This is a genomic window from Streptomyces sp. RK62, from assembly GCF_018070255.1.
Taxonomy (GTDB): domain Bacteria; phylum Actinomycetota; class Actinomycetes; order Streptomycetales; family Streptomycetaceae; genus Streptomyces; species Streptomyces nigra.
Window position 1 is genome coordinate 120,706 of the sequence record NZ_JAGPYD010000010.1, and the last position, 19,547, is coordinate 140,252.

Sequence of the window (19,547 nt, forward strand, 5' to 3'; positions counted from 1 at the left end):
GCCATCCGGCTCCGGCGTGCCTGCCCCTCCTGGCCCTGGAGAACCGACGCCGAAACACGACCCACACTCGGCAAGGGCCTCCGTCACCGAAGCCCTCGCCGTCCCCTCGCGGCGAATCGCTGACCACAAGCGTGATCAAACGGACACGACTCGTCAACACCCTGTCGGTGATTTGTTACTTACGTCCCATTTGTTGGCGCCGCGCACGGGAGCATGACCGGGCGCATCGGGGGCCATGGATCAGGACAGGGTCTCGCTTTCTGCATCCGTGCCCCGTATGCCAGGGCTGGGACCGAAGGTGCGCGCCGGTCACACCGCCTCGTACGCGAACCCCTCGTAGGCGGAGACGCCGCCGCAGGCGGTGACGGCGGCGCCGGGCTCGCCGTCCCGGTCGAGTTCGCACCAGATCCGCTTGCCGGCACCCTCGGAGGCCCAGCCCCAGCGGTCCGCGAGGCCGTCGACGAGGGCGAGTCCGCGCCCGCCCGTCGCGTCGCCGTCGGCACAGCGGGGCACGGGGGCCCTGCCGCTGCGGTCGGCCACCTCGAGCCGTACGGTGGCGGACTCCTCGGGCGCCTCGGGCAGGGAGAGCCGCAGCACGGCCGGACAGCCGGTGTGCACCACGGCGTTGGTGACGAGTTCGGAGACGAGCAGGATCAGCGTCTCCGCGAGCGGCTCGTCGGCCCCTATCCCCGAACCGGCGAGCCGTGACCGCGCCCAGCGCCTGGCTCGCCCCACCTCAGCGGGATCGGGCCGGATCTCCAACTGCACTTGAAGCACCTGCACCGCTCACACCATCCGAACCGGCGGACACTTGACCCCGCGCCTCACGAGGGCCACGATCCTAGCCATTTTTTTCATGGCCAGAACAATGGCCAAAGCCAGGGTCACGGAACGTGAATCCCTTGACTGACAGCATGGTTGACGTACAGTCACCCCAACAAGCGCTTCGGGCATATTCCAGCGCGAAGGATTACCCCTGCTGCATACTGTGCGACGCTTGCCGTGGAGAGTCGAACAGGCGGGGGCGAACGGCCCGCACGCCGGGCGAGCAGCGGCGAGCACCGCCGGATACGAAGCCGCCTCGAAGGCGGCTCCGGCATGGCTCGTACTCGGAACCACTCGCATCCCACACAAGGTACCGGAGCGAACGCCCGACTCCGCCCCGTGACGAGTCACACTCCGGACACAAGGCGATATCAACGCTCCGTGATTCCGGTATGCCACAATCCGCGACATCTTTGTGAGCGCTTTCCACGACCGCGCAGACCACGGCGTTTCAGGTCTTCCCTTTCAGTAATGCGGCCGCCAACAGTTCCTCACTTTCCGTAGCGGGCCCCGCACGACGGGTGCGGACCCAGGCCCGCTTCAGATGCAGATGGACCTCGAACTCCCAGGTGAATCCCATGCCGCCGTGCACCTGGAGGCAGTCGCGGGCGTTGCGGACGGCAGCCTCGTCGGCGAGGAGCCGCGCGGCGTGGACGTCCACCAGGTCGGCAGTGACGGCCGCCGCGTGCACGGCGGCCCGTGCCGTCCGGGTCCGTACGAGCATGTCGGCGCACAGGTGCTGCACCGCCTGGAAGGCGCCGATGGGCCGTCCGAACTGCTCACGGGTCCGGGCGTGTTGCACGGCCAGCTCGCACGTACGCTCCGCACCGCCCAGTTGTTCGGCCGCGGTGAGCAGGACGGCGACGGGGTCCACGGGGGCGGCTCCGGGCAGCCGGTGCAGCGGGGTGAGCGGATCGACCGAGCGCAGCGGTACGGCCCCGGCGGTGTCGCCGCGCACCACGTCCGCCGCCTCGCCCCACTCCAGCAGCCCGCCCAGGGCCGCGGCCACCACGGTGTCCCCCTCGGCGGCGCCCGGCACCCGCCCGGCGGCCAGGTGCGTGGCCACGAGCGGGCCCGGCAGCAGCGCCCGGCCCGCCTCCTCGAAGACCGGCACCGCCTCGGGCAGTCCGAGCCCCACACCGCCCTCGCTCTCGGGCAGGCGCAGCGCGAAGAAGCCTGCGGCGCCCAGCTCCCGCCACAGCTCCCGGTCCAGCCGGCCGGGCCGCTCCACGGCGTCCCGCAGCGCCTCGGGCCCGAACCGGCGCGCCAGCAGCTCCCGTACACCGTCCCGCAACGCCCGCTGATCCTTGTCGAGTTGGAGTCGCACCGCTCACCGCCCCTTCGGCAGTCCGAGGATCCGTTCGGCCACGATGTTCCGCTGGATCTGCGAGGTGCCGGCGGCGATGGTGTACGACAGCGAGGAGAGCCGGTCGAGCACCCACGGCCGGTCCAGGTCCAGCGCCTCCGTACCCAGCACGTCGGCGGCGGTGTCGTAGAGCCGCTGACGGGCGTGCGAGTAGGCCAGCTTGAGGACCGAGCCGGTGACGCCGGGCACCCCGCCGCCGTGTTCCGCCTCGCCCACGTTCCACTGCGTCAGCCGCCACAGCGCGCGGAACTCGGCGTGCAGCCGGCCCAGGGCGCGGCGCAGCGCGGGGTCGTCCCAGCGGCCGTTGCGCCGTGCCTCGGCGGCCAGTTCGCGCAGCACCCGGTGGCAGGCCACGACCTCGCCCACGAAGGCCGTGCCGCGTTCGAAGGACAGGGTCACCATGGTCACCCGCCAGCCGTCGTTCTCCGCGCCGACCCGGTGGGCGACGGGGACGCGTACGTCGTCCAGGAACACCTCGGCGAACTCGGTGGAGCCGGCCAGGGTCCGCAGCGGCCGTACGGTGACGCCGGGGGCGTCCATGCGCATCGCCAGCCAGCTGATCCCGCGGTGGCGGGGGGCGCCGGGGTCGGTGCGCACCAGCAGCTCGCACCAGTCGGCCACTTCGGCGTGGGACGTCCAGATCTTGGAGCCGTTGACCACGTAGTGGTCGCCGTCCCGGTGCGCGCGGGTGCGCAGGGCCGCGAGGTCGCTGCCGGCGCCGGGTTCGCTGAAGCCCTGGCACCAGACCTCGTCACCGCGCAGGATCGGCGGCAGCCAGCGTTCCCGCTGCTCGTCGGTGCCCTCGGCGGCGATGGTCGGCCCCGCGTGCAGCAGTCCGACGAAGGAGGCGCCCACATAGGGCGCTCCGGCCCGCTCGGTCTCCTCCAGGAAGATCAGCCGTACGGTCGGGGAGGTACCCCAGTGGACGTCGCCGTACCCGGCGTCGTGGAGCCGGCGCTGCCAGCCGAGGTCGTAGGCGCGCCGGCCGGGCCAGTCGTCCGGGGACGGCGGGGGCGGCAGGGTGGGAAGCACCTCGGCCAGCCACGCGCGCAGCCGGGCGCGGAAGTCGTCCTCCTCCGGCGTGTGGGTGAGGTCCATACGGCCTCCATCTGATGGCCCGTCAGATACTCCGCACGGGAAGGCTAGGCCCGCACCCCTGGACCGGCAAGGCGTCCGGCCCTACGCTCTCCGCACGATCTGACGGACCGTCAGCAAACAGGCGGTCCGCTCGACGACAGGGGGCCGTCATGGACGACACCGCGCACACCCTGGGTTCCGCCCGGACCCTGTGGGATCTGCTCGCCGCCCGCGCCCGCCGCACACCGGACCGCCCGGCCCTGCTCCAGGACGACCGCGCGCTGGACTTCGGCGCGCTGCGCGAGCGCGCCGAGCGGGTGGCGGCGGGGCTGTACGGCCTGGGGGTGCGCCCCGGCACGGTCGTCGCCTGGCAGCTGCCCACCCGGATCGAGACGGTCGTGCTGTCCTTCGCGCTGGCCCGCCTCGGCGCCGTGCAGTCGCCGGTCATCCCCTTCTACCGGGACCGCGAGGTCGGCTTCGCGCTGCGGGAGTCCCGGGCGGAGTTCTTCGCGGTGCCGGGCGTCCGGCGGGGCTTCGACCACACCGCGATGGCCCGCCGCCTCGACGCGAAGGGCGTCCTCACTGCGTACGACGTCCTGCCCGAGGGCGATCCGGCCGTCCTTCCGCCGCCCCCCGCCGAGGGCACCTCGGTGCGCTGGATCTACTGGACCTCGGGGACGACCTCCGACCCCAAGGGCGTGCTGCACACCGACCGTTCGCTGATCGCGGGCGGCTCCTGCCTCGGGCGCGCGCTGCGGCCGACGGCGTCCGACGTCGGCTCGATCGCCTTCCCGTACGCGCACATCGGCGGTCCCGACTATCTGGTGATGGTGCTGCTGTACGGGTTCCCGGCCGTGCTCTTCGAGCAGTTCGCGCTGCCGGAGGCGCTGGACGGCTACCGCCGGCACGGCGTGACGATCGCCGGCGGCTCCACGGCGTTCTACTCGATGTTCCTGGCCGAGCAGCGCCGGCAGCCGCCCGGCACCCGGGTCGTCCCCACCCTGCGGCTGCTCGCGGGCGGCGGGGCGCCGAAGCCGCCCGAGCTGTACCACGCGGTGGTCCGGGAGATGGGGGTGCAGCTCACCCACGGGTACGGCATGACCGAGGTGCCGATGATCACGATGGGCGCGCCCGACGACACCCCGGAGAACCTCGCGACGACCGAGGGGCGGCCGCCGCGGGAGATGGAGGTGCGGATCGTCGACGGCGAGATACGGCTGCGCGGGGAGGCCGTGTGCCGGGGCTATCTCGACCCGGAGCAGACCGCGGCGGCCTTCGACGACGAGGGCTTCCTGCGCACCGGCGACCTCGGACACCTCACCGGCAGCGGGCACCTGGTACTCACCGGGCGCCTGAAGGACGTGATCATCCGCAAGGGCGAGAACATCTCGGCGAAGGAGATCGAGGATCTGCTGCACCGGCACCCGGACGTCGGGGACGTGGCCGTGATCGGGCTGCCGGACGCCGAGCGCGGGGAACGGGTCTGCGCGGTCGTCGAACAGCCGCCCGGCGCGAGCGAGCTGACCCTCGAGGCGCTGACGTCGTATCTGCGCGGGGAAGGGCTGTCCCCCCACAAGCTGCCGGAGCGGCTGGAGGTGGTGGACGCCCTGCCCCGCAACGAGACCCTGCGCAAGGTCCTCAAGTACCGGCTGCGGGAGCGGTTCTCGGACACATCGGGGTCAGAGCCGGGCGCTCACTCCGGGACGGTGAAGTAGCGGGCGAAGGCGGTGACGACGTCGTCCTCGGTGACCGTGCCGTCCCCGTCGGTGTCGAGGGTGGCGGCCGCCGTGCGGGCCGTGTCCGCGGGGACGCCGAGGCGGCCGAGCACCCGCGCGGTGTCGTCGACGGTGACCGTGCCGTCGTCGTCGGTGTCGGCCACGGCGAGGGCCGCGTGCAGGAAGGGCCGGGCGATGCCGGCGAACCGGTCGGGGTTGTCGCGCAGCCGCTTGACCGCGCCGGTGACGAACTCCTCACGGGTGATGCGCTGGTCGCCGTCGCGGTCGGCGATCCCGGCCATGCCCTGCCAGAACGCCTCGGCGCCGATGTAGAGGGCCTGGCCCTTGTCGGACCGCGCCGGGGTGCCGAACTCGGCGAGCAGCGCCTTGGCCGCCGCGCTGAAGTCCTCCCGGTCGATGTACCCGTTGCCGTCCTGGTCGAAGGTGGCGAACCGGGCCGCGATCCTGCGCTCGTACTCGCTGCTGACCATGTTGTTTCGGGCCGCCTAACGTCACGTGGGGTGCTTCTCGCACGGAGCGTACGACGCCGCGGGCCGCCGGGGCGCCTCGAAGCGGCGGTTGTATCGGAACCGGGGAATTTCCGGTACGAGGATGTGGCCGACCCGCCGGGAGGGCGGGGCGCGTTCAGGCCGACAGGGGACGGGCGTCGTCCGCGACCGCCGCCGCCACGTCGGGGTAGACCTCGAACAGCCGGCGCACGCCCAGCGCCCCGAGCACCCGGTTGACGTGCGAGCCGTCCACCGCGCCCTGGGCGGGGAGTATCAGCCGCAGACTGCCCTGGCAGGACCGGATGAGGCGGCGGGCCGCGATCAGCACACCGACCCCGGAGGAGTCGCAGAACAGCACGTCGGACAGGTCCAGGACGAGGCTGTGGCGCCCCTCGGCCACCACGTCGTGGACGTGCTGGCGCAGCACCGGCGAGGTCACCAGGTCCAGTTCGCCCGACACCTCGAGGACGGACCAGTCGCCCCGCTCGTCACCGGTCACTTTCAAGGTCACCACCACGCCCCTCGGCCGTCGAAACGGAAGCCATTCCTACGCTTCCTTGCAGCGCGGCTGCCCAGCGGCTGTTCCCTGAAACTCCCTGCCGAAAACGGTCACCGATCAGATAAGGCTTGTTTCCATCGCATTCGATCCTGTTCGATCGTGTCTGGTCGCACGAAGCGGGTAGCCGACCGCGAGCGGAGCCCTCTACCACGGATGCGAGGTGTGTCACCAGCCATGACGCTGCAAGGGGCGCACATTGCCACAAAGGGGCGTGTGCCGCCGGACGTGCCGACTACATTCGTGGAGACGGCGGAGGCACGCTGGACAGGGACGGACCGGTGAGAGCCTGTTCACAGGCTCCGGAGGGGGGCCGTATGGCGAAGAAGGACGCACCGCCCCGCTGGGACCGCAAGATGCAGCAGCGGCTCGCACGCGGCGAGGCGGCCGCCCTCGGCGAGCTCTACGACCGGTTCGCCTCGCTCGTGCACGGACTCGCGCACACCGTGCTGGGCGACGAACGCGCCGCCGACCGCGTCACCCGCGAGGTCTTCGTCCACGTCTGGGAGCACCCCGACGCCTACGACCCCCGGCAGGGCCCGCTGCGCTCCTGGGTCGCGGCCCTGGCCCACCGGCTGGCCGTGCAGCGGCTGCGCGCCACGGAGACCGCCGCGCTGGTGCGCGCCGGGCAGGGCTCCACCGAGGAGCTGGAGCGCAAGGTGCGCCACGCCTCGGTCGCCGCCCGCGCCGACTACATCGTCCAGTCCATGCCCGCCCCGCTGCGGGCCGCGCTGGAACTGGCCTACTTCCAGCGACGCGACTACCGCCAGACCGCCGCCGACCTCGGCGTCACCGAGGAGGAGGCCCGCCGCCGGCTGCGTCTTGGCCTGCAGCTGCTGTCCACGGCCCACGACGCCGGGACCGGGCCGGGGGCACCACCGGAGTACGGGGGTGCCGCATGACCGGGGCCGAACCGTACGAGCCCGGCGACCACGAACGGCACGACCGGCACGACCGGCAAGATCGGCACAAGGAGGAGAACGGCCCCGCGGACAGCGCCCGCGGAACCGACGGCATGAACAGCGGCGACGGCGACCACGAGCACCCCACCCCCGAGCCCGGCCCCGGACGGCCGCCCCGCATACCGGTCCCCCGGGCCTCCGTCGAGGACACCGGGCGCCCGCTGCCCGACCTGCCGGACGCACCCGTGCCGGTCCTGGAGCACCGGGTACTGAAGTCGCTGCTCGGCGCTTGGGCGCTGGCCGCCTGCTCGCCGGAGGAGACGGCCGCCGTGGAGGAGCACCTCGGGGACTGCGGCGGCTGCGCCGACGAGGCGCTGCGGCTGCGGGAGGCCGTCGGCCTGCTGCACCCCGCCGAGAGCCTGGACCTCGATCCGTCGCTGCGCGCCCGGGTCCTGCAGGGCTGCCTGGAGCGGCGCCCGCCGCGCATCCCGGTGCCCGAGTGGGCCGCGCCCTACGACGCCGAGACCGCCCGGCTGGACGCCCTGCTGCAGGACTTCGGGGACGCCGAGTGGCACGCGCCCGTACGGCTGCGGTGGTTCCGCAAGGACGAGCCGACGAGCCGCCGGACGACCGTCGCCGGGGTGATCGCGCATCTGCTGACCGTCGACGGGATGGTGGCGGTCGCGCTCGGCCTGCCCGATCCGCTGGGCGAGGTGTCCGCCGACCGCCCGACGCCGTCCGCGCGGACCGAGGCGTACTGGCGGGCCTCGCACTTCCCGCCGACCCGCGCGGTGCGGGCGCCCTGGCGGGAGCAGACCCACGACCTGGTCCGCACGGTCTCCTTCACGGGCGGCGGCACCGGCGCGCTCTCCGTGCCGTACGGCGACTTCGAGCTGCCGCTGCGGGACGCCCTGCTGGACCGGGCGTTCGAGTGCTGGGTGCACGCCGAGGACATCGCCGAGGCGGTGGACTACCCGTACGAGCCGCCGTCCGGCAGCGATCTGCACCATATGGTCGACCTGGCGGCGCGGATGCTGCCGAGCGTGCTGTCGGCCCGGCGCCAGGCCGGCCTGGCCTCCCCGCCGCCTCCGGGCCGCCGGCGGCTGGTGACGGCCGGCGAGCCCGGCCGGAGTCTGCGCCTGGAGATCGAGGGGTCGGGCGGCGGCGAGTGGCTGATCCCGCTCGACTCCCCGGCCGCGGTGGGCTCCGCCGAGCACGAGGTGGCCCATGTCGCCCTGGACGGCGCCGAGTTCTGCCGGCTGGCGGCGGGCCATGTGCCGCCCGCCGAGGCGGCGGCCGGGCAGGTCGGCGACCGCGAGGCGATCAGGGACGTGCTGTTCGCGGCGGCGAGTCTGAGCCGGATGTAGGGCGCGGGCTCCCCCGGGCCGTCAGGCGAAGACGACCGTACGGCGGCCGTTGAGGAGGATCCGGCGCTCGGCGTGCCACTTCACGGCCCGCGCCAGCGCCTGGCACTCCACGTCGCGCCCGATCGCGACGAGCTGGTCCGGGGTGACGTCGTGACCGACGCGCTCGACCTCCTGCTCGATGATCGGGCCCTCGTCGAGGTCGGCGGTGACGTAGTGCGCGGTCGCCCCGATGAGCTTCACGCCCCGGGCGTGCGCCTGGTGGTAGGGCTTGGCGCCCTTGAAGCTCGGCAGGAAGGAGTGGTGGATGTTGATGATCCGCCCGCTCAGCTCCTTGCACAGGTCGTCCGAGAGGACCTGCATGTAGCGGGCCAGCACGACCAGCTCCACGTCCTCCTCGCGCACGACCTCCAGCAGCCGCGCCTCGGCCTCGGCCTTGGTGTCCTTGGTCACCGGGATGTGGTGGAAGGGCACGTTGTACGACCCCACCAGCTCGGCGAAGTCGGTGTGGTTGGACACCACGGCGGTGATCTCCACCGGCAGCGCGCCGATGGAGGCGCGGAAGAGCAGGTCGTTCAGGCAGTGCCCGAACCGGCTGACCATGAGCAGGACCCGCATCTTGTCCTCGGCCCGGTGGATCTGCCAGTCCATGTGGAAGGAGTCGCCGATCGCCGCGAAGCTCGCGCGCAGCTTCTCCACCGTGACGGGGGCGTCCGCCGAGAAGTGGACGCGCATGAAGAACAGTCCCGTGTCGTGGTCACCGAACTGCTGGCTGTCCTCGATGTTGCAGCCGGTCATGAAGAGATAGCTCGACACGGCGTGCACGATGCCCTTTTTGTCGGGGCACGACAGGGTGAGGACGTACTGGTCGGCGGGGACCGCGGCTCCGGTGGACTGCTCGTTCATGCAGCACAGGGTCCCATACGACGGGTGCCGCGCGGGCGGTCGTCCCGCTACGCGGACCGGGTCATGATGCGCAGCACCTCGAGGGTGCGCGGCGGAGCGTCCGGGTCCTCGCCGTCGGCCGTCGCCAGCCGTACGTGCGCGTCCCGCGCCGCCCGCACCGCCTCCGGCCAGCCCGGGTGGTCGACGTACGCGGAGACCGGGGCGTCCGGGCCGACTTGGTGCATGATCCGCAGCACGCGCAGCACGGCGGTGTCGACGAGGGCCGCCTCCTGGGAGTCCCGGAAGATCGTGCCGACGTACTTCTCGGCGGACCAGTTGTCCAGCCAGGTGTCCTCGACGAGGCGGTACACGGCGTCGGTGACGTCGCCGTAGCCGTCCACGCCTGCCAGCCAGACGTCCCGCTGGAACACCGGATCGGAGAGCATGTGCAGCGCGGAGCGCACATTGCTGCGCCAGCGCCACCACGGCATGTCGTTGAGTGGCATGCCGCCCATGGTGGAGGAGCGACGGCCGCGACGGGAAGAGCTATCCGAACCTTGCACGGTCATCGATCGTACGTTCCCCATCCCGGCGGCCTCACCGGCCCCCGTTCTTCACCTCGGCGTGACCTTCACGCGACCGAGCGTCACGTTCCTCAGAGCTGCACCGGCTGGCGCTGGGTCAGGCCGTACTCGCGGGCGATCGCGTTCCACAGGTCGGCGGCGGTCTTCTTCTGCTGGCTCGCCGTCCCGCTGTCGCGGTTGCCGGCCTGCGTCTCGTCGGTGACCCGGGCCTGGCCCTTCTTGCACAGCTTCTTCTTGTCGCCGGCGACCTGGTCGGCCCAGGCCGCGTAGTGGTTGTCGGCGGACGCCGACGCCTGCCACGCCCTGTTCAGGGCGGCCGTCAGCCGGGCGTGGTCCGGGAGCCGGTCCACCTTCAGCTTGGCGAGGTCGGCGACCAGGCGGTTGCGCTGCCCGGCGGCGTCCCGCAGGTCCTGCGCGGCCTGCTGGAGGTTCCCGCAGGACTTCACGGAGGCCACGGCCTTGATCACCGCGGTGCGGCTGTTGCCGCTGTCGGCGAGCAGCTTGTCCAGGGCGATCGCCTGCTCCTCCGCCGGATCGGCGGACGGCGAGGCGGACTCCTCGTTCGCGGGGGCCGTCGCCGAGACGGGCTGGTTCGCCTCGGTCTTGTCGTCGTCGCCGCCCCCGCCGGCGAGCAGCGCGCCCGCGCCGATGCCGAGGGCGACGATCCCGACGCCCACGGCGGCGATCAGCGGGACACGCGAGCGGCCGCGGCCGCCGCCGTCGTGCGGTTCGGGCCGGCCGGGCGGCGGGTAACCGCCCTGGTGCGGGCCCTGCGGCTGCTGCTGGTACGGCGGCAGGTGCTGGGTGGCCGGGGCGTGCCCGGCGCTTTCGCTGCGGAAGAGGTTGTCGAAGTCCGAGTGCGGCTGACGCTCGCCGGGGTTGCCCGGTCCGCCCGGCACGGGCGGCAGGAACTGGGTGGGGTCGGCGCCGGAGGCCGCGGGCATCGGTCCTGCCCCCTGCCGGGCCCGGCCCAGCACCTGGGTGCTCTCCCCGTGCGTCTCGGGCGGCAGGGCGCCCGGGCCGACCGGCGGGATGACCTGGGTCGCGCCCTCGTCGGCCGGGACGGGCGGTATGAAGCGGGTGGCCTGCTCGTCCGGGTTCGCCGCGACCGGGGGTATGTACTGGGTGGCGCCCTCGTCGGCCGGGGGCATCGGGGCGCCGTAGCCGCCGCCCGCGGGCGGCATGGGCGCGCTCCCGCCGGGACCGCCGTAGGACCGCTGGCCCTGGCTCGGGTCCTGCCCATACTGCTGCTGTCCGTACGACTGCTGCTGCGGGGCCTGGTACTGCTGCTGGTCCTGGCCGCCCCAGGACTGGTCCTGTGGCGCGCCCCACGGCTGGCCCTGCGCGGCGGGCGGGGCCTGATGGTGCTGCTGCTCCGGTCCCCACGGGGTGCCCCAGGACTGGCCGCCGGGCGGCGCCGAGGGCGGGGGCGCGGTCGGCGGGGTCGCCGGCCGGCCGACGGGGCCGCCCGTCATCCCCGGCAGCAGCGGCTCACCACCGTCGGAGGGCAGCACGATGCCTTCGCGCGCGGGCCGCGCCGAGGGCTCCTCGCCCTGTCCACTCTGCGTCACCGGGACTCCTACTAATGGGGGACCTTGTGAATCGTCGGCTCACGCTACCGGCTCCGCCGACGCCGGTGCCACGCAGCCCGGTGCGTGACCGGCGCCCCTGTGACCGCCGTTACAGTCCCGGCCCCTCATCCGTCCGGCAAGTCCCCATTCGCCACCCGCGCTTCGCGTCCCCCTTCCTTTCACCTGGCCTTCACGACCGGCCGCCCGTCCCGTCAGGCGGCCGCCTGAAGATCGATCCGCTCCCCGAAGTCCCTGACCACGGGCTCGTCCCGGTACGGCTCCAGCCGCTGCTGGAAGTCCTCCAGATACTCGGCGCCCCGGTTGGAGCGCAGGGTCTCCAGAAGCTCCACGGCCTTCAGACCGGTGTGGCAGGCCTGTTCGATCTCCCGCTGCTGGACCTGAGCTGTGGCGAGAAGCACATAGCCGATCGCCCGGCGGCGTGCCTTCGTCTCCGGCAGCCCGGCCAGCGACTCCTGCGCCCGCCGCGCCGCCGCCTCCGCCTGCCCGAGGTCGCGGTGGCAGTGCGCCAACTCGTCGGCGAGATACGCCTCGTCGAAGTGCCCGATCCACGCCGGGTCGTCGCCGGAGGCCGGGTCCGCCGACTCCAGCGCGGCGACGGCCCGCCCGGACGACAGCTGGGCCGAGCGCGCGTCGCCCATCAGCGCGTGCCCGCGCGCCTCGGCCGCGTGGAACATCGCCTCGGCCCGCGGGGTCACGCGCCCCCGTGCGCCCTCCTGCGCCGCCCGCGCCAACTGGGCGATCTCCCGCGGGTTCCCGAGCTGGGCGGCGAGATGGCTCATCGAGGCGGCCAGCACATACCCGCCGTATCCGCGGTCCCCGGCCGCCTGCGCGAGGCGCAGCGCCTGGATGTAGTAGCGCTGGGCGAGGCCCGGCTGGCCGGTGTCCACGGCCATGTAGCCGGCGAGCTCGGTCAACCGCGCGACGGCGGCGAACAGTTCACGTCCGACGGCCTCCCGGTACGACCCGGCGAGCAGCCCGGAGACGACGCTGTTGAGGTAGTGCACGACGACGGGGCGCACATGCCCGCTGCCGTACTGGTGGTCGAGGTCCACCAGGGCCTGGGTCATCGCGCGCACGGCCGCCACGTCGGACGGGCCCACCCGCGGCCCGGCCGAGCGCGCGACCTGCGCGTCGGGCGCCGAGATCAGCCAGTCCCGGCTGGGCTCGACCAGGGCGGACGCGGCGACGGACGAGCCGGACAGGAAGTCCCGCCGGCCGACGTCGCTGCGCCACAGCTCACACACCTGCTCGATGGCCCCGAGCACGGTCGGCGAGAACTGCAGCCCCACGCCGGAGGCGAGGTTCTTGCCGTTGGCCATGCCGATCTCGTCGATGGTGACGGTGCGGCCCAGCTTGCGGCCGAGCGCTTCGGCGATGATGGCGGGCGCCCGGCCCCGCGGCTGCTGTCCGCGCAGCCAGCGGGCCACGGACGTCTTGTCGTAGCGCAGGTCGAGACCGTGCTCGGCGCCGCACATATTGACCCGGCGGGCCAGCCCGGCGTTCGAGCACCCCGCTTCCTGGATGAGCGCCTGGAGCCGTTCGTTCGGCTGTCGCGCGACGAGAGGCCTTGCGGCCATTGGCGTACCCCCTGTGACTGCGGTGCCTGCCCGCGCACCGAGTTGACGTCCCTGTCACCGCCGGGTCCCGCCCCAGGGCGCCGGCTGCGCCCCCGGTGGTTCCCGGCCGTGAAGATCAATGCCCCGTCCGCGTACCGAAAATGCGAGGCTTGTGAGGATTGCCGGGGTTACGGCCTGAGCCGGCCCCCCAGGGGGCTACCCCGCGCCGGCCGGGGATCCTCGCGCGCGCCCCCACCTGTGCACCCATGCGCCCCGGGGGCGGGCGGGGTGCTCCTCCCCGGCGCGCGCGAGGGCCGTAACCCGCGGTGGGTGCGGGAGTTGTGCTGAGCGTGGAAGAGACGATCCCGGCGACCGAAGCCGCACAGATTCCGAAGCAGCGCGGGGACTCGCTGCTGGAGACCGCCGTCCGTTACGCCGAGGAGCGTCACTGGGACGTGTTTCCGGGGACCTGGCTGGAGGCCGTCGACGGCGTGCCGTACTGCTCCTGCGGTGACGCGGCGTGCCCGGCGCCCGGCGCGCACCCCGCGCGCCCGGACTGGGCGACGCAGGCGACCGGCAGCGCCACGGTCGCCCGCCGGATGTGGCAGAAGCAGCCGACCGCGTCGATCCTGCTGCCCACCGGGCGGACCTTCGACGCGCTGTCCGTCCCGGAGACCGCCGGGTTCCTGGCGCTGGCCCGTATGGAGCGGATGGAGCTGACGCTGGGTCCGGTGACGCTGACGCCGGACCGCCGGATGCACTTCTTCGTGCTGCCCGGTGCCGCCGTGAAGCTGCCGGACCTGGTGCGCCGCCTCGGCTGGTCGGTGGGCTCGCTGGACCTGGTCGCGCTCGGCGAGGGCGCCTGGGTCGCGGCGCCGCCCACCCGGTTCGGGTCCCGGGGCGCCGTGCAGTGGGCGTGCCGGCCCACGCCCGCGAACCGCTGGCTGCCCGACGCCGAGGAGCTGATCTCGCCGCTCGCGTACGCGTGCGGACGCGACCGGTAGTCCCACGGCTCACACCCGGCCCGTAGGGTTTCGGGCATGACGTCAGCAGCCGTACGCGTACAGGGGCTCTGGAAGCGGTTCGGTCAGCAGGTGGCCGTGGCCGGGATCGATCTGGAGCTCCCCGCAGGGAAGTTCATCGGGCTCGTCGGCCCCAACGGCGCCGGCAAGACCACCACGCTCTCCATGGTGACCGGGCTGCTGCGGCCCGACCAGGGGTCGGTGGAGGTCGTCGGGCACGACGTGTGGCGGGACCCCGCGGAGGTCAAGGCGCGCATCGGTGTCCTGCCCGAGGGGCTGCGGCTGTTCGAGCGGCTGTCCGGACGGGAGTTGCTCGCCTACACGGGACGGCTGCGCGGGCTCCCCGGCGCCGAGGTCGACAAGCGGGCCACGCAGCTGCTCGACGTGCTCGACCTCGCCGGGGCCCAGCACAAGCTGGTCGTCGACTACTCGACGGGTATACGCAAGAAGATCGGACTGGCCGCGGCCCTGCTGCACAACCCGGAAGTGCTGTTCCTGGACGAGCCGTTCGAGGGTGTCGACCCGGTGTCCGCGCAGACGATCCGCGGGGTGCTGGAACGGTTCACCGCCTCCGGCGCGACCGTCGTCTTCTCCTCCCATGTGATGGAGCTGGTCGAGTCGCTGTGCGACTGGGTCGCCGTCATGGCGGCCGGGCGGATCCGCGCCCACGGTCCGCTGGCCGAGGTGCGCGGCGAGGCGCCCTCGCTGCAGCAGGCGTTCCTCGAACTGGTCGGCGCGCACGGCCGGGACGCCGGGTCCGACCTCGACTGGCTGGGCGGCGGGGCCCGATGAGCACGGATGTGACCGGGGTCTTCGTCCGGCTGAAGCTGTCGCTGCTGCGCAACGGGCTGCGCCAGTCCGGGGGCCGGCGGGCCGCCTGGATCGCCTCGGCGGTCGTGGCGCTGCTCTTCGCCGCGCTCCAGCTCCTCGGCCTGATCCTGCTGCGGGGCACCGCGCACGCCGACGCCCTGGTGGTGCTGCTGGTCGCGGTGCTCGCGCTGGGCTGGGCGGTGATGCCGCTGTTCTTCCCCGGCGGTGACGAGACCCTCGACCCGACGCGGCTGGTGATGCTGCCGCTGCGGCCCCGGCCCCTGGTGCGGGCCCTGCTGGTGGCCTCCCTGGTGGGCATCGGGCCGCTGTTCACGCTGTGCCTGCTCACCGGGTCGGTGATCGCGGTGGCGCGGGGCGCGGCGGCGTATGCCGTCGGTGTCGTCGCGGTGGTGCTGGCCCTGCTGGTGTGCGTGGCGCTGGCGCGCGCGGTCGCCGCCGCCAACATCCGGCTGCTGACCAGCCGCAAGGGCCGCGATCTGGCCGTGCTGAGCGGGCTGGTCGTCGCGATCGGGGCGCAGGTCGTGAACTTCGCGGCGCAGCGCCTCGGTTCGGCGGGGCTCGGGCGGCTCGATCCGCTGGCGGACGTGCTGCGCTGGGTGCCGCCGGGGTCCGCGATCGGTGCGGTGCGGTCCGTGAGCGAGGGTTCGTACGGGGCGGCCGCGCTGCAACTGGGGCTGTCCGCGCTCGCGTTGGCCGCGCTGATCGTGGTCTGGGCGCGTCATCTGACCCGGCTGATGACGGCGCCGGACGGTTCGACGCTCCAGGCGGCCGGTGACGGCGCCGTCCGGGAGAAGGGCGGGCGCGGCCCGGCCCGGCTGCTGCCCGCGGGGCGCACCGGCACCGTCATGGAGCGCAGTCTGCGCTATGTCTGGCGGGACCCGAAGACCAAGGCGGCCTGGGTGACGTCGCTGGCGATCGGCCTGATCGTGCCGGTGTTCAACGCCGTGCAGGGCAGCGGGTCGATCTACTTCGCCTGCTTCGCGGCCGGAATGCTCGGCATCCAGATGTACAACCAGTTCGGGCAGGACACGTCCGCGTTCTGGATGGTCGCGATGACGATCTCCTCGCCGCGGGACGCCTATGTGGAGCTGCGCGGCCGGGCGCTGGCCCTGCTGCTGATCACCCTGCCGTACGCCACGCTGGTCACGGTGGTGACGACGGCCCTGATCGGGGACTGGCACCGGCTGCCGGAGGTGCTGGGGCTGTCCTTCGCGCTGCTCGGCGCGATGCTGGCGACCGGCGCCTGGTCGTCGGCCCGCTTCCCGTACTCGATCCCGCAGGAGGGCCACAAGAACGTCGCCCCCGGTCAGGCGGGCCTGGCGTGGATCTCCATCTTCGGCGGCATGGTCGCGGCGGCCCTGCTGTGCGCCCCGGTGATCGCCGCGGTGATCTGGCTGCGGCTGAGCGAGGGCGGCGCGGACTGGACCTGGCTGCTGCTGCCCGCGGGGGCCGCCTACGGGGCGGCGATCACCGTGCTGGGCCTGCGGCTCGCGGCGCCCCGGACGGCGGCGCGGCTCCCGGAGATCCTGGCCGCGGTGAGCAAGGGCTGAGCCGCGTTCAGGCCCACACCGCGTCCAGGAACGGCTCGACGGCCGTGCGCCAGCCCTCCGGCTGGTCGTAGTGGACCAGATGGCCGGCGTCGGCGACCTCCGCGTACTGCCCGCGGGGCAGGACGCGCACCATCTCCTGGGCCTCGGCCCGCCCCAGCTCGCCGTCGAGTCCGCGTACGACCAGCGCCGGGCACCTGACCTGCGCCAGTTCCTCCCAGTGCGCGTCGTACACCCAGGTCTCGCGGGTGCGCAGCATCTGCTCGGGGTCGAAGACCGGGCGCCAGCCGTCCTCGCACTCGTGCATGACCTCGGCGTAGAACTCGCCGCGGGCGGGGTTGGGGCGCTCGACCCAGGGGTCGTCCTCGCCGAACCACTTGCGGACGTCGGCGAGCGTGGCGAAGGGGACGGGCCAGGCGCTGAACCACTGCGCCCACTCGCGCTGCGAGGCCGCGCCGAGCGCGGAGGCCCGCATGTCGCAGATGACGACGCCGCTCACCAGGTCGGGGCGGCGGGCGGCGAGCTGCCAGGCGGTCAGCGCGCCCATGGCGTGGCCGATGAGGACGGACCGGGTGAGGCCGAGCTGTTCGAGGGCGGCCTCGGCGTCGTCGACGTACGCCTCGCGCGTGAAGGCGGCCCCGGTGGGTTTGTCGCTGCGGCCGTGGCCCCGCTGGTCGAGGGCGATCGCGCGGTGCCGCTCGGAGAGCCAGCGGGCGGTGGAGGCCCAGTGGGAGGCGCGGCCCATCAGGCCGTGCAGTAACAGGACGCCGGGGGTGTCCTCGTGGCCGGGTTGAGGGTCGGACTTGGGTGGGTCGCCGAACTCCCAGGCCGCGAGACGGACGCCGTCCGTCCCGGTCACGTCGATGCGCCGCGCCATTGGTCCTGGCACCCCCCTAGCTCCACGCGGACCGCTCGCCCCGGCCGGTCCTGTGCTCCGCGTCCGCCTGCTCCGTCTGCTGTGCCTGCCGTATCCGCCGTCACCCGTCCGAGCACCGCGCCGGCGCCCCGCGTCCCCCGCGGCGACGGCCCCCTCGGAGGCGATGTGTCTGTCGTGTGTGTCCGACGTGATCTTATGCGCACATCTCTGCAGCGCACGGTCCGCCCGACCTGTCACCGCAGACTATCGAACTCGTATTCGAAAATGCGGTTCTCACGGACAACACCCCACCTTTGGGTGACCCCTTGTCACGATTGATCGCGTTCGCCGGGGGGAGACCTTCATCGGGAGGCGGACCGCTCGGGGAAAACGGTCCGAGGGGATGACCCTGGGAGCTCGGGGCTCCGGGTCAGCAGGGGAGGACAGGCCCCGGCGCCACACGGCGCCGGGGCCCTCTCCACGGCGACGGCACATCTCCTCCTGCCCCTTCCCCGGCCGGACGCGCGGCGGCGCCGGGTCACGGCCAAGAGCTCTCAGATCGGATGCCTCAGGCGACAGCCTCGCACGCGCGCGGGCCCCGCGCTGCGATTCGGAGCACTGGACCTTGCCGAACGGCGAGAACCGGGAGCGTGATTTCTAGCGCTTGGCCACGAAGACGTGGGAGGCGACGTCGGAGTCCAGCTCGGCCGCCTCGCCGCTGCTGCCGACCAGGACACCGCCCGCCGACTCGGTCACGCTGACCACCGAGCCGGGCTGCACGCCCGCCCGGCGCAGCGTGTACATCAGCTGCGCGTCGGTCTGGATCGGCTCGCCGATCCGGCGGACGACCACCGTCTTGCCGTCGGCACCGGGGTCCAGGTCGGCCAGCGAGACCATGCCCTCGTCGAGGAAGGGGTCGGCGCCGTCCTTCTCGCCCAGCTCCTCCAGGCCCGGGATGGGGTTGCCGTACGGCGACTCGGTGGGGTGGCGCAGCAGCTCGAGGACGCGCCGCTCCACGGCCTCGCTCATCACGTGCTCCCAGCGGCAGGCCTCGGCGTGCACCTGCTCCCACTCCAGACCGATCACGTCGACGAGCAGACACTCGGCCAGGCGGTGCTTGCGCATGACGCGGGTGGCCAGCCGGCGCCCCTCGTCGGTGAGCTCCAGGTGGCGGTCGGTCGCGACGGACACCAGGCCGTCCCGCTCCATCCGCGCCACGGTCTGGCTCACGGTCGGCCCGCTCTGGTCCAGCCGCTCGGCGATCCGGGCGCGCATGGGGACCACACCTTCCTCCTCCAGCTCGAGGATGGTGCGGAGATACATCTCCGTGGTGTCGATCAGTCCGGACATACGTGCCCCTCGATTAGCTCTGCGATGAGATCAGCCGGAAGCGAGACAGCTCCGCGGCGCGTGCGCTGGCCCTGACTCAATTCTGCCGGATGGCACCGACAACCGTGCCGCGCCGCCCGAACCCGCTGGGCGACGGGCCCGCCGCGGACCGGGCCGCCCGCCCGGCGCCCCGTATTGACACCGCAGTGGTCCAGACCGCACGGTGATCCGCGACACACCCCGACACCTCACCCGGCACCCCGGAGGGCCCCGCATGAGCGACAGCACGCCGGCCGAGCAGTTCTTCGACGCCGCGATCGGCCTGCTCCAGCGGGCCCGCGCCGAGGAGGCGGACGCCGTCGAGGCGGCCGGCACCCTGCTCGCGGACACGGTCGCCGCCGGGGGGCGGCTCTTCGCGTTCGGCGCCGGGCACTCCTCCCTGGCCGCCCAGGACGTCGTCTACCGCGCGGGCGGCCTCGCGCTGATGAACCTGCTCGCGGTGCCGGGCGCCGTGGGCGTGGACGTCGTGCCCGCCACGCTGGGCTCCGCCCTGGAACGCGTGGACGGGCTAGCGACCGCCGTCCTGGACAGCTCGCCGCTGCGCGCGGGCGACGCCCTCGTCGTCGTCTCGCTGTCCGGCCGCAACGCGCTCCCGGTGGAGATGGCCCGGCACGCCCGCTCCCTCGGGGTCAAGGTCATCGGCCTGACGTCGGTGGCGTACGCCGCGCAGACGACGTCCCGGCACAGCTCCGGCACCTTCCTGAAGGACCACTGCGACGTCGTCATCGACTCGAAGATCGCGATCGGTGACGCCGAGCTCACCCTCGACACCATCCCGGCGCCCTTCGCCCCGGCGTCCACGGTCGTCACCTCGGCGCTGATGCAGGCCGTCATGGCGACCGCGGCGGCCTCACTGGCGGCCCGAGGCGTCGAGGTCCCGCTGCTGCGCTCGGGCAACGTGGACGGCGGCCACGAGTGGAACCGCCGGATCTTCGAGGAGTACGGCGACCGGATCTTCTACCGGCACTGAC

Annotated in this window: 18 protein-coding genes; 7 read left to right on the forward strand and 11 right to left on the reverse strand. The window is 73.2% G+C overall.

Annotated elements, in window-relative coordinates; translation table 11 throughout:
- Positions 1-309 precede the first annotated feature (309 nt).
- The 3 genes from KBY32_RS20440 to KBY32_RS20450 form a co-directional block, all read right to left on the reverse strand.
- Entirely contained in the window at positions 310-768 is a 459-nt protein-coding gene (locus KBY32_RS20440) for an ATP-binding protein (RefSeq protein WP_115508113.1), read from the reverse strand.
- A 508-nt stretch (positions 769-1,276) separates the two neighbouring features.
- Positions 1,277-2,152, reverse strand: coding sequence for an acyl-CoA dehydrogenase family protein (locus tag KBY32_RS20445; protein WP_210981100.1), 876 nt, complete (start codon positions 2,150-2,152; stop codon positions 1,277-1,279).
- A 3-nt stretch (positions 2,153-2,155) separates the two neighbouring features.
- Positions 2,156-3,289, reverse strand: a complete 1,134-nt coding sequence (locus tag KBY32_RS20450; RefSeq protein WP_055623619.1) for an acyl-CoA dehydrogenase family protein — start codon at positions 3,287-3,289, stop codon at positions 2,156-2,158.
- Positions 3,290-3,438: 149 nt separating this feature from the next.
- Between KBY32_RS20450 and KBY32_RS20455 the strand changes: the two genes are divergently transcribed.
- Complete coding sequence (locus KBY32_RS20455; RefSeq protein ID WP_210981101.1) at positions 3,439-4,983, forward strand: class I adenylate-forming enzyme family protein; 1,545 nt, start codon at positions 3,439-3,441, stop codon at positions 4,981-4,983.
- On the opposite strand, the gene KBY32_RS20460 is transcribed toward KBY32_RS20455, so the two are convergent.
- Positions 4,962-5,474, reverse strand: coding sequence for an EF-hand domain-containing protein (locus tag KBY32_RS20460; protein WP_055623621.1), 513 nt, complete (start codon positions 5,472-5,474; stop codon positions 4,962-4,964). The genes KBY32_RS20455 and KBY32_RS20460 overlap by 22 nt on opposite strands.
- 154 nt (positions 5,475-5,628) lie before the next feature.
- The gene (locus tag KBY32_RS20465; RefSeq protein ID WP_108707429.1) at positions 5,629-6,009 is read right to left on the reverse strand and encodes an STAS domain-containing protein; all 381 of its coding nucleotides are present in this window, start codon (positions 6,007-6,009) and stop codon (positions 5,629-5,631) included.
- A 356-nt stretch (positions 6,010-6,365) separates the two neighbouring features.
- Between KBY32_RS20465 and KBY32_RS20470 the strand changes: the two genes are divergently transcribed.
- Both KBY32_RS20470 and KBY32_RS20475 read left to right on the forward strand, forming a co-directional pair.
- Complete coding sequence (locus tag KBY32_RS20470) at positions 6,366-6,950, forward strand: sigma-70 family RNA polymerase sigma factor (protein ID WP_055623623.1); 585 nt, start codon at positions 6,366-6,368, stop codon at positions 6,948-6,950.
- Positions 6,951-7,063: 113 nt separating this feature from the next.
- On the forward strand, positions 7,064-8,317 hold the full coding sequence (locus KBY32_RS20475) for a maleylpyruvate isomerase N-terminal domain-containing protein (RefSeq protein ID WP_374224977.1): 1,254 nt from the start codon (positions 7,064-7,066) through the stop codon (positions 8,315-8,317).
- A 21-nt stretch (positions 8,318-8,338) separates the two neighbouring features.
- On the opposite strand, the gene purU is transcribed toward KBY32_RS20475, so the two are convergent.
- The 4 genes from purU to KBY32_RS20495 all read right to left on the reverse strand — a co-directional run bounded on the left by purU (position 8,339) and on the right by KBY32_RS20495 (position 12,952).
- Positions 8,339-9,220 carry a formyltetrahydrofolate deformylase gene (gene purU, locus KBY32_RS20480; RefSeq protein WP_055623625.1) on the reverse strand — a complete coding sequence of 294 codons (882 nt, stop codon included), beginning with the start codon at positions 9,218-9,220 and terminating at the stop codon, positions 8,339-8,341.
- A gap of 47 nt (positions 9,221-9,267) precedes the next feature.
- A complete protein-coding gene (locus KBY32_RS20485; RefSeq protein WP_108707433.1) occupies positions 9,268-9,768 on the reverse strand; it encodes a hypothetical protein in 501 nt (166 codons plus the stop codon).
- 86 nt (positions 9,769-9,854) lie between these two features.
- A complete protein-coding gene (locus KBY32_RS20490; RefSeq protein ID WP_210981103.1) occupies positions 9,855-11,354 on the reverse strand; it encodes a hypothetical protein in 1,500 nt (499 codons plus the stop codon).
- Between the two features lie 212 nt (positions 11,355-11,566).
- Positions 11,567-12,952, reverse strand: coding sequence for a transcriptional regulator (locus KBY32_RS20495; protein WP_210981104.1), 1,386 nt, complete (start codon positions 12,950-12,952; stop codon positions 11,567-11,569).
- 320 nt (positions 12,953-13,272) lie between these two features.
- On the opposite strand from KBY32_RS20495, the gene KBY32_RS20500 reads away from it, so the two are divergent.
- The 3 genes from KBY32_RS20500 to KBY32_RS20510 are packed head-to-tail and all read left to right on the forward strand — an operon-like array spanning position 13,273 to position 16,334.
- Positions 13,273-13,935 (forward strand): bifunctional DNA primase/polymerase, encoded by a 663-nt coding sequence (locus tag KBY32_RS20500; protein ID WP_107096819.1) that lies wholly within the window; start codon positions 13,273-13,275, stop codon positions 13,933-13,935.
- 36 nt (positions 13,936-13,971) lie between these two features.
- Positions 13,972-14,745, forward strand: a complete 774-nt coding sequence (locus KBY32_RS20505; protein ID WP_210981105.1) for an ABC transporter ATP-binding protein — start codon at positions 13,972-13,974, stop codon at positions 14,743-14,745.
- The gene (locus KBY32_RS20510; RefSeq protein WP_210981106.1) at positions 14,742-16,334 is read left to right on the forward strand and encodes a transporter; all 1,593 of its coding nucleotides are present in this window, start codon (positions 14,742-14,744) and stop codon (positions 16,332-16,334) included. Before KBY32_RS20505 ends, KBY32_RS20510 begins: the two co-directional genes overlap by 4 nt.
- A 7-nt stretch (positions 16,335-16,341) precedes the next feature.
- Here KBY32_RS20510 and KBY32_RS20515 read toward each other — a convergent pair whose 3' ends face one another.
- Both KBY32_RS20515 and KBY32_RS20520 read right to left on the reverse strand, forming a co-directional pair.
- Positions 16,342-17,208 (reverse strand): alpha/beta fold hydrolase, encoded by an 867-nt coding sequence (locus KBY32_RS20515; protein ID WP_210981107.1) that lies wholly within the window; start codon positions 17,206-17,208, stop codon positions 16,342-16,344.
- 636 nt (positions 17,209-17,844) lie between these two features.
- Positions 17,845-18,537, reverse strand: a complete 693-nt coding sequence (locus KBY32_RS20520) for a metal-dependent transcriptional regulator (RefSeq protein ID WP_055623631.1) — start codon at positions 18,535-18,537, stop codon at positions 17,845-17,847.
- A gap of 253 nt (positions 18,538-18,790) precedes the next feature.
- Between KBY32_RS20520 and KBY32_RS20525 the strand changes: the two genes are divergently transcribed.
- Complete coding sequence (locus tag KBY32_RS20525) at positions 18,791-19,546, forward strand: SIS domain-containing protein (protein WP_210981108.1); 756 nt, start codon at positions 18,791-18,793, stop codon at positions 19,544-19,546.
- Position 19,547: the final 1 nt, after the last annotated feature.

Excerpts from the sequence above, each read along its gene's own strand:
- KBY32_RS20470 (WP_055623623.1), top strand. The coding sequence starts at position 6,366 with ATGGCGAAGAAGGACGCACCGCCCCGCTGGGACCGCAAGATGCAGCAG.
- KBY32_RS20450 (WP_055623619.1), bottom strand. The coding sequence starts at position 3,289 with ATGGACCTCACCCACACGCCGGAGGAGGACGACTTCCGCGCCCGGCTG.
- KBY32_RS20475 (WP_374224977.1), top strand. The coding sequence starts at position 7,064 with ATGAACAGCGGCGACGGCGACCACGAGCACCCCACCCCCGAGCCCGGC.
- KBY32_RS20525 (WP_210981108.1), top strand. The coding sequence starts at position 18,791 with ATGAGCGACAGCACGCCGGCCGAGCAGTTCTTCGACGCCGCGATCGGC.
- KBY32_RS20505 (WP_210981105.1), top strand. The coding sequence starts at position 13,972 with ATGACGTCAGCAGCCGTACGCGTACAGGGGCTCTGGAAGCGGTTCGGT.
- KBY32_RS20495 (WP_210981104.1), bottom strand. The coding sequence starts at position 12,952 with ATGGCCGCAAGGCCTCTCGTCGCGCGACAGCCGAACGAACGGCTCCAG.
- KBY32_RS20455 (WP_210981101.1), top strand. The coding sequence starts at position 3,439 with ATGGACGACACCGCGCACACCCTGGGTTCCGCCCGGACCCTGTGGGAT.
- KBY32_RS20460 (WP_055623621.1), bottom strand. The coding sequence starts at position 5,474 with ATGGTCAGCAGCGAGTACGAGCGCAGGATCGCGGCCCGGTTCGCCACC.
- KBY32_RS20485 (WP_108707433.1), bottom strand. The coding sequence starts at position 9,768 with ATGACCGTGCAAGGTTCGGATAGCTCTTCCCGTCGCGGCCGTCGCTCC.
- KBY32_RS20520 (WP_055623631.1), bottom strand. The coding sequence starts at position 18,537 with ATGTCCGGACTGATCGACACCACGGAGATGTATCTCCGCACCATCCTC.
- KBY32_RS20515 (WP_210981107.1), bottom strand. The coding sequence starts at position 17,208 with ATGGCGCGGCGCATCGACGTGACCGGGACGGACGGCGTCCGTCTCGCG.
- KBY32_RS20510 (WP_210981106.1), top strand. The coding sequence starts at position 14,742 with ATGAGCACGGATGTGACCGGGGTCTTCGTCCGGCTGAAGCTGTCGCTG.
- purU (WP_055623625.1), bottom strand. The coding sequence starts at position 9,220 with ATGAACGAGCAGTCCACCGGAGCCGCGGTCCCCGCCGACCAGTACGTC.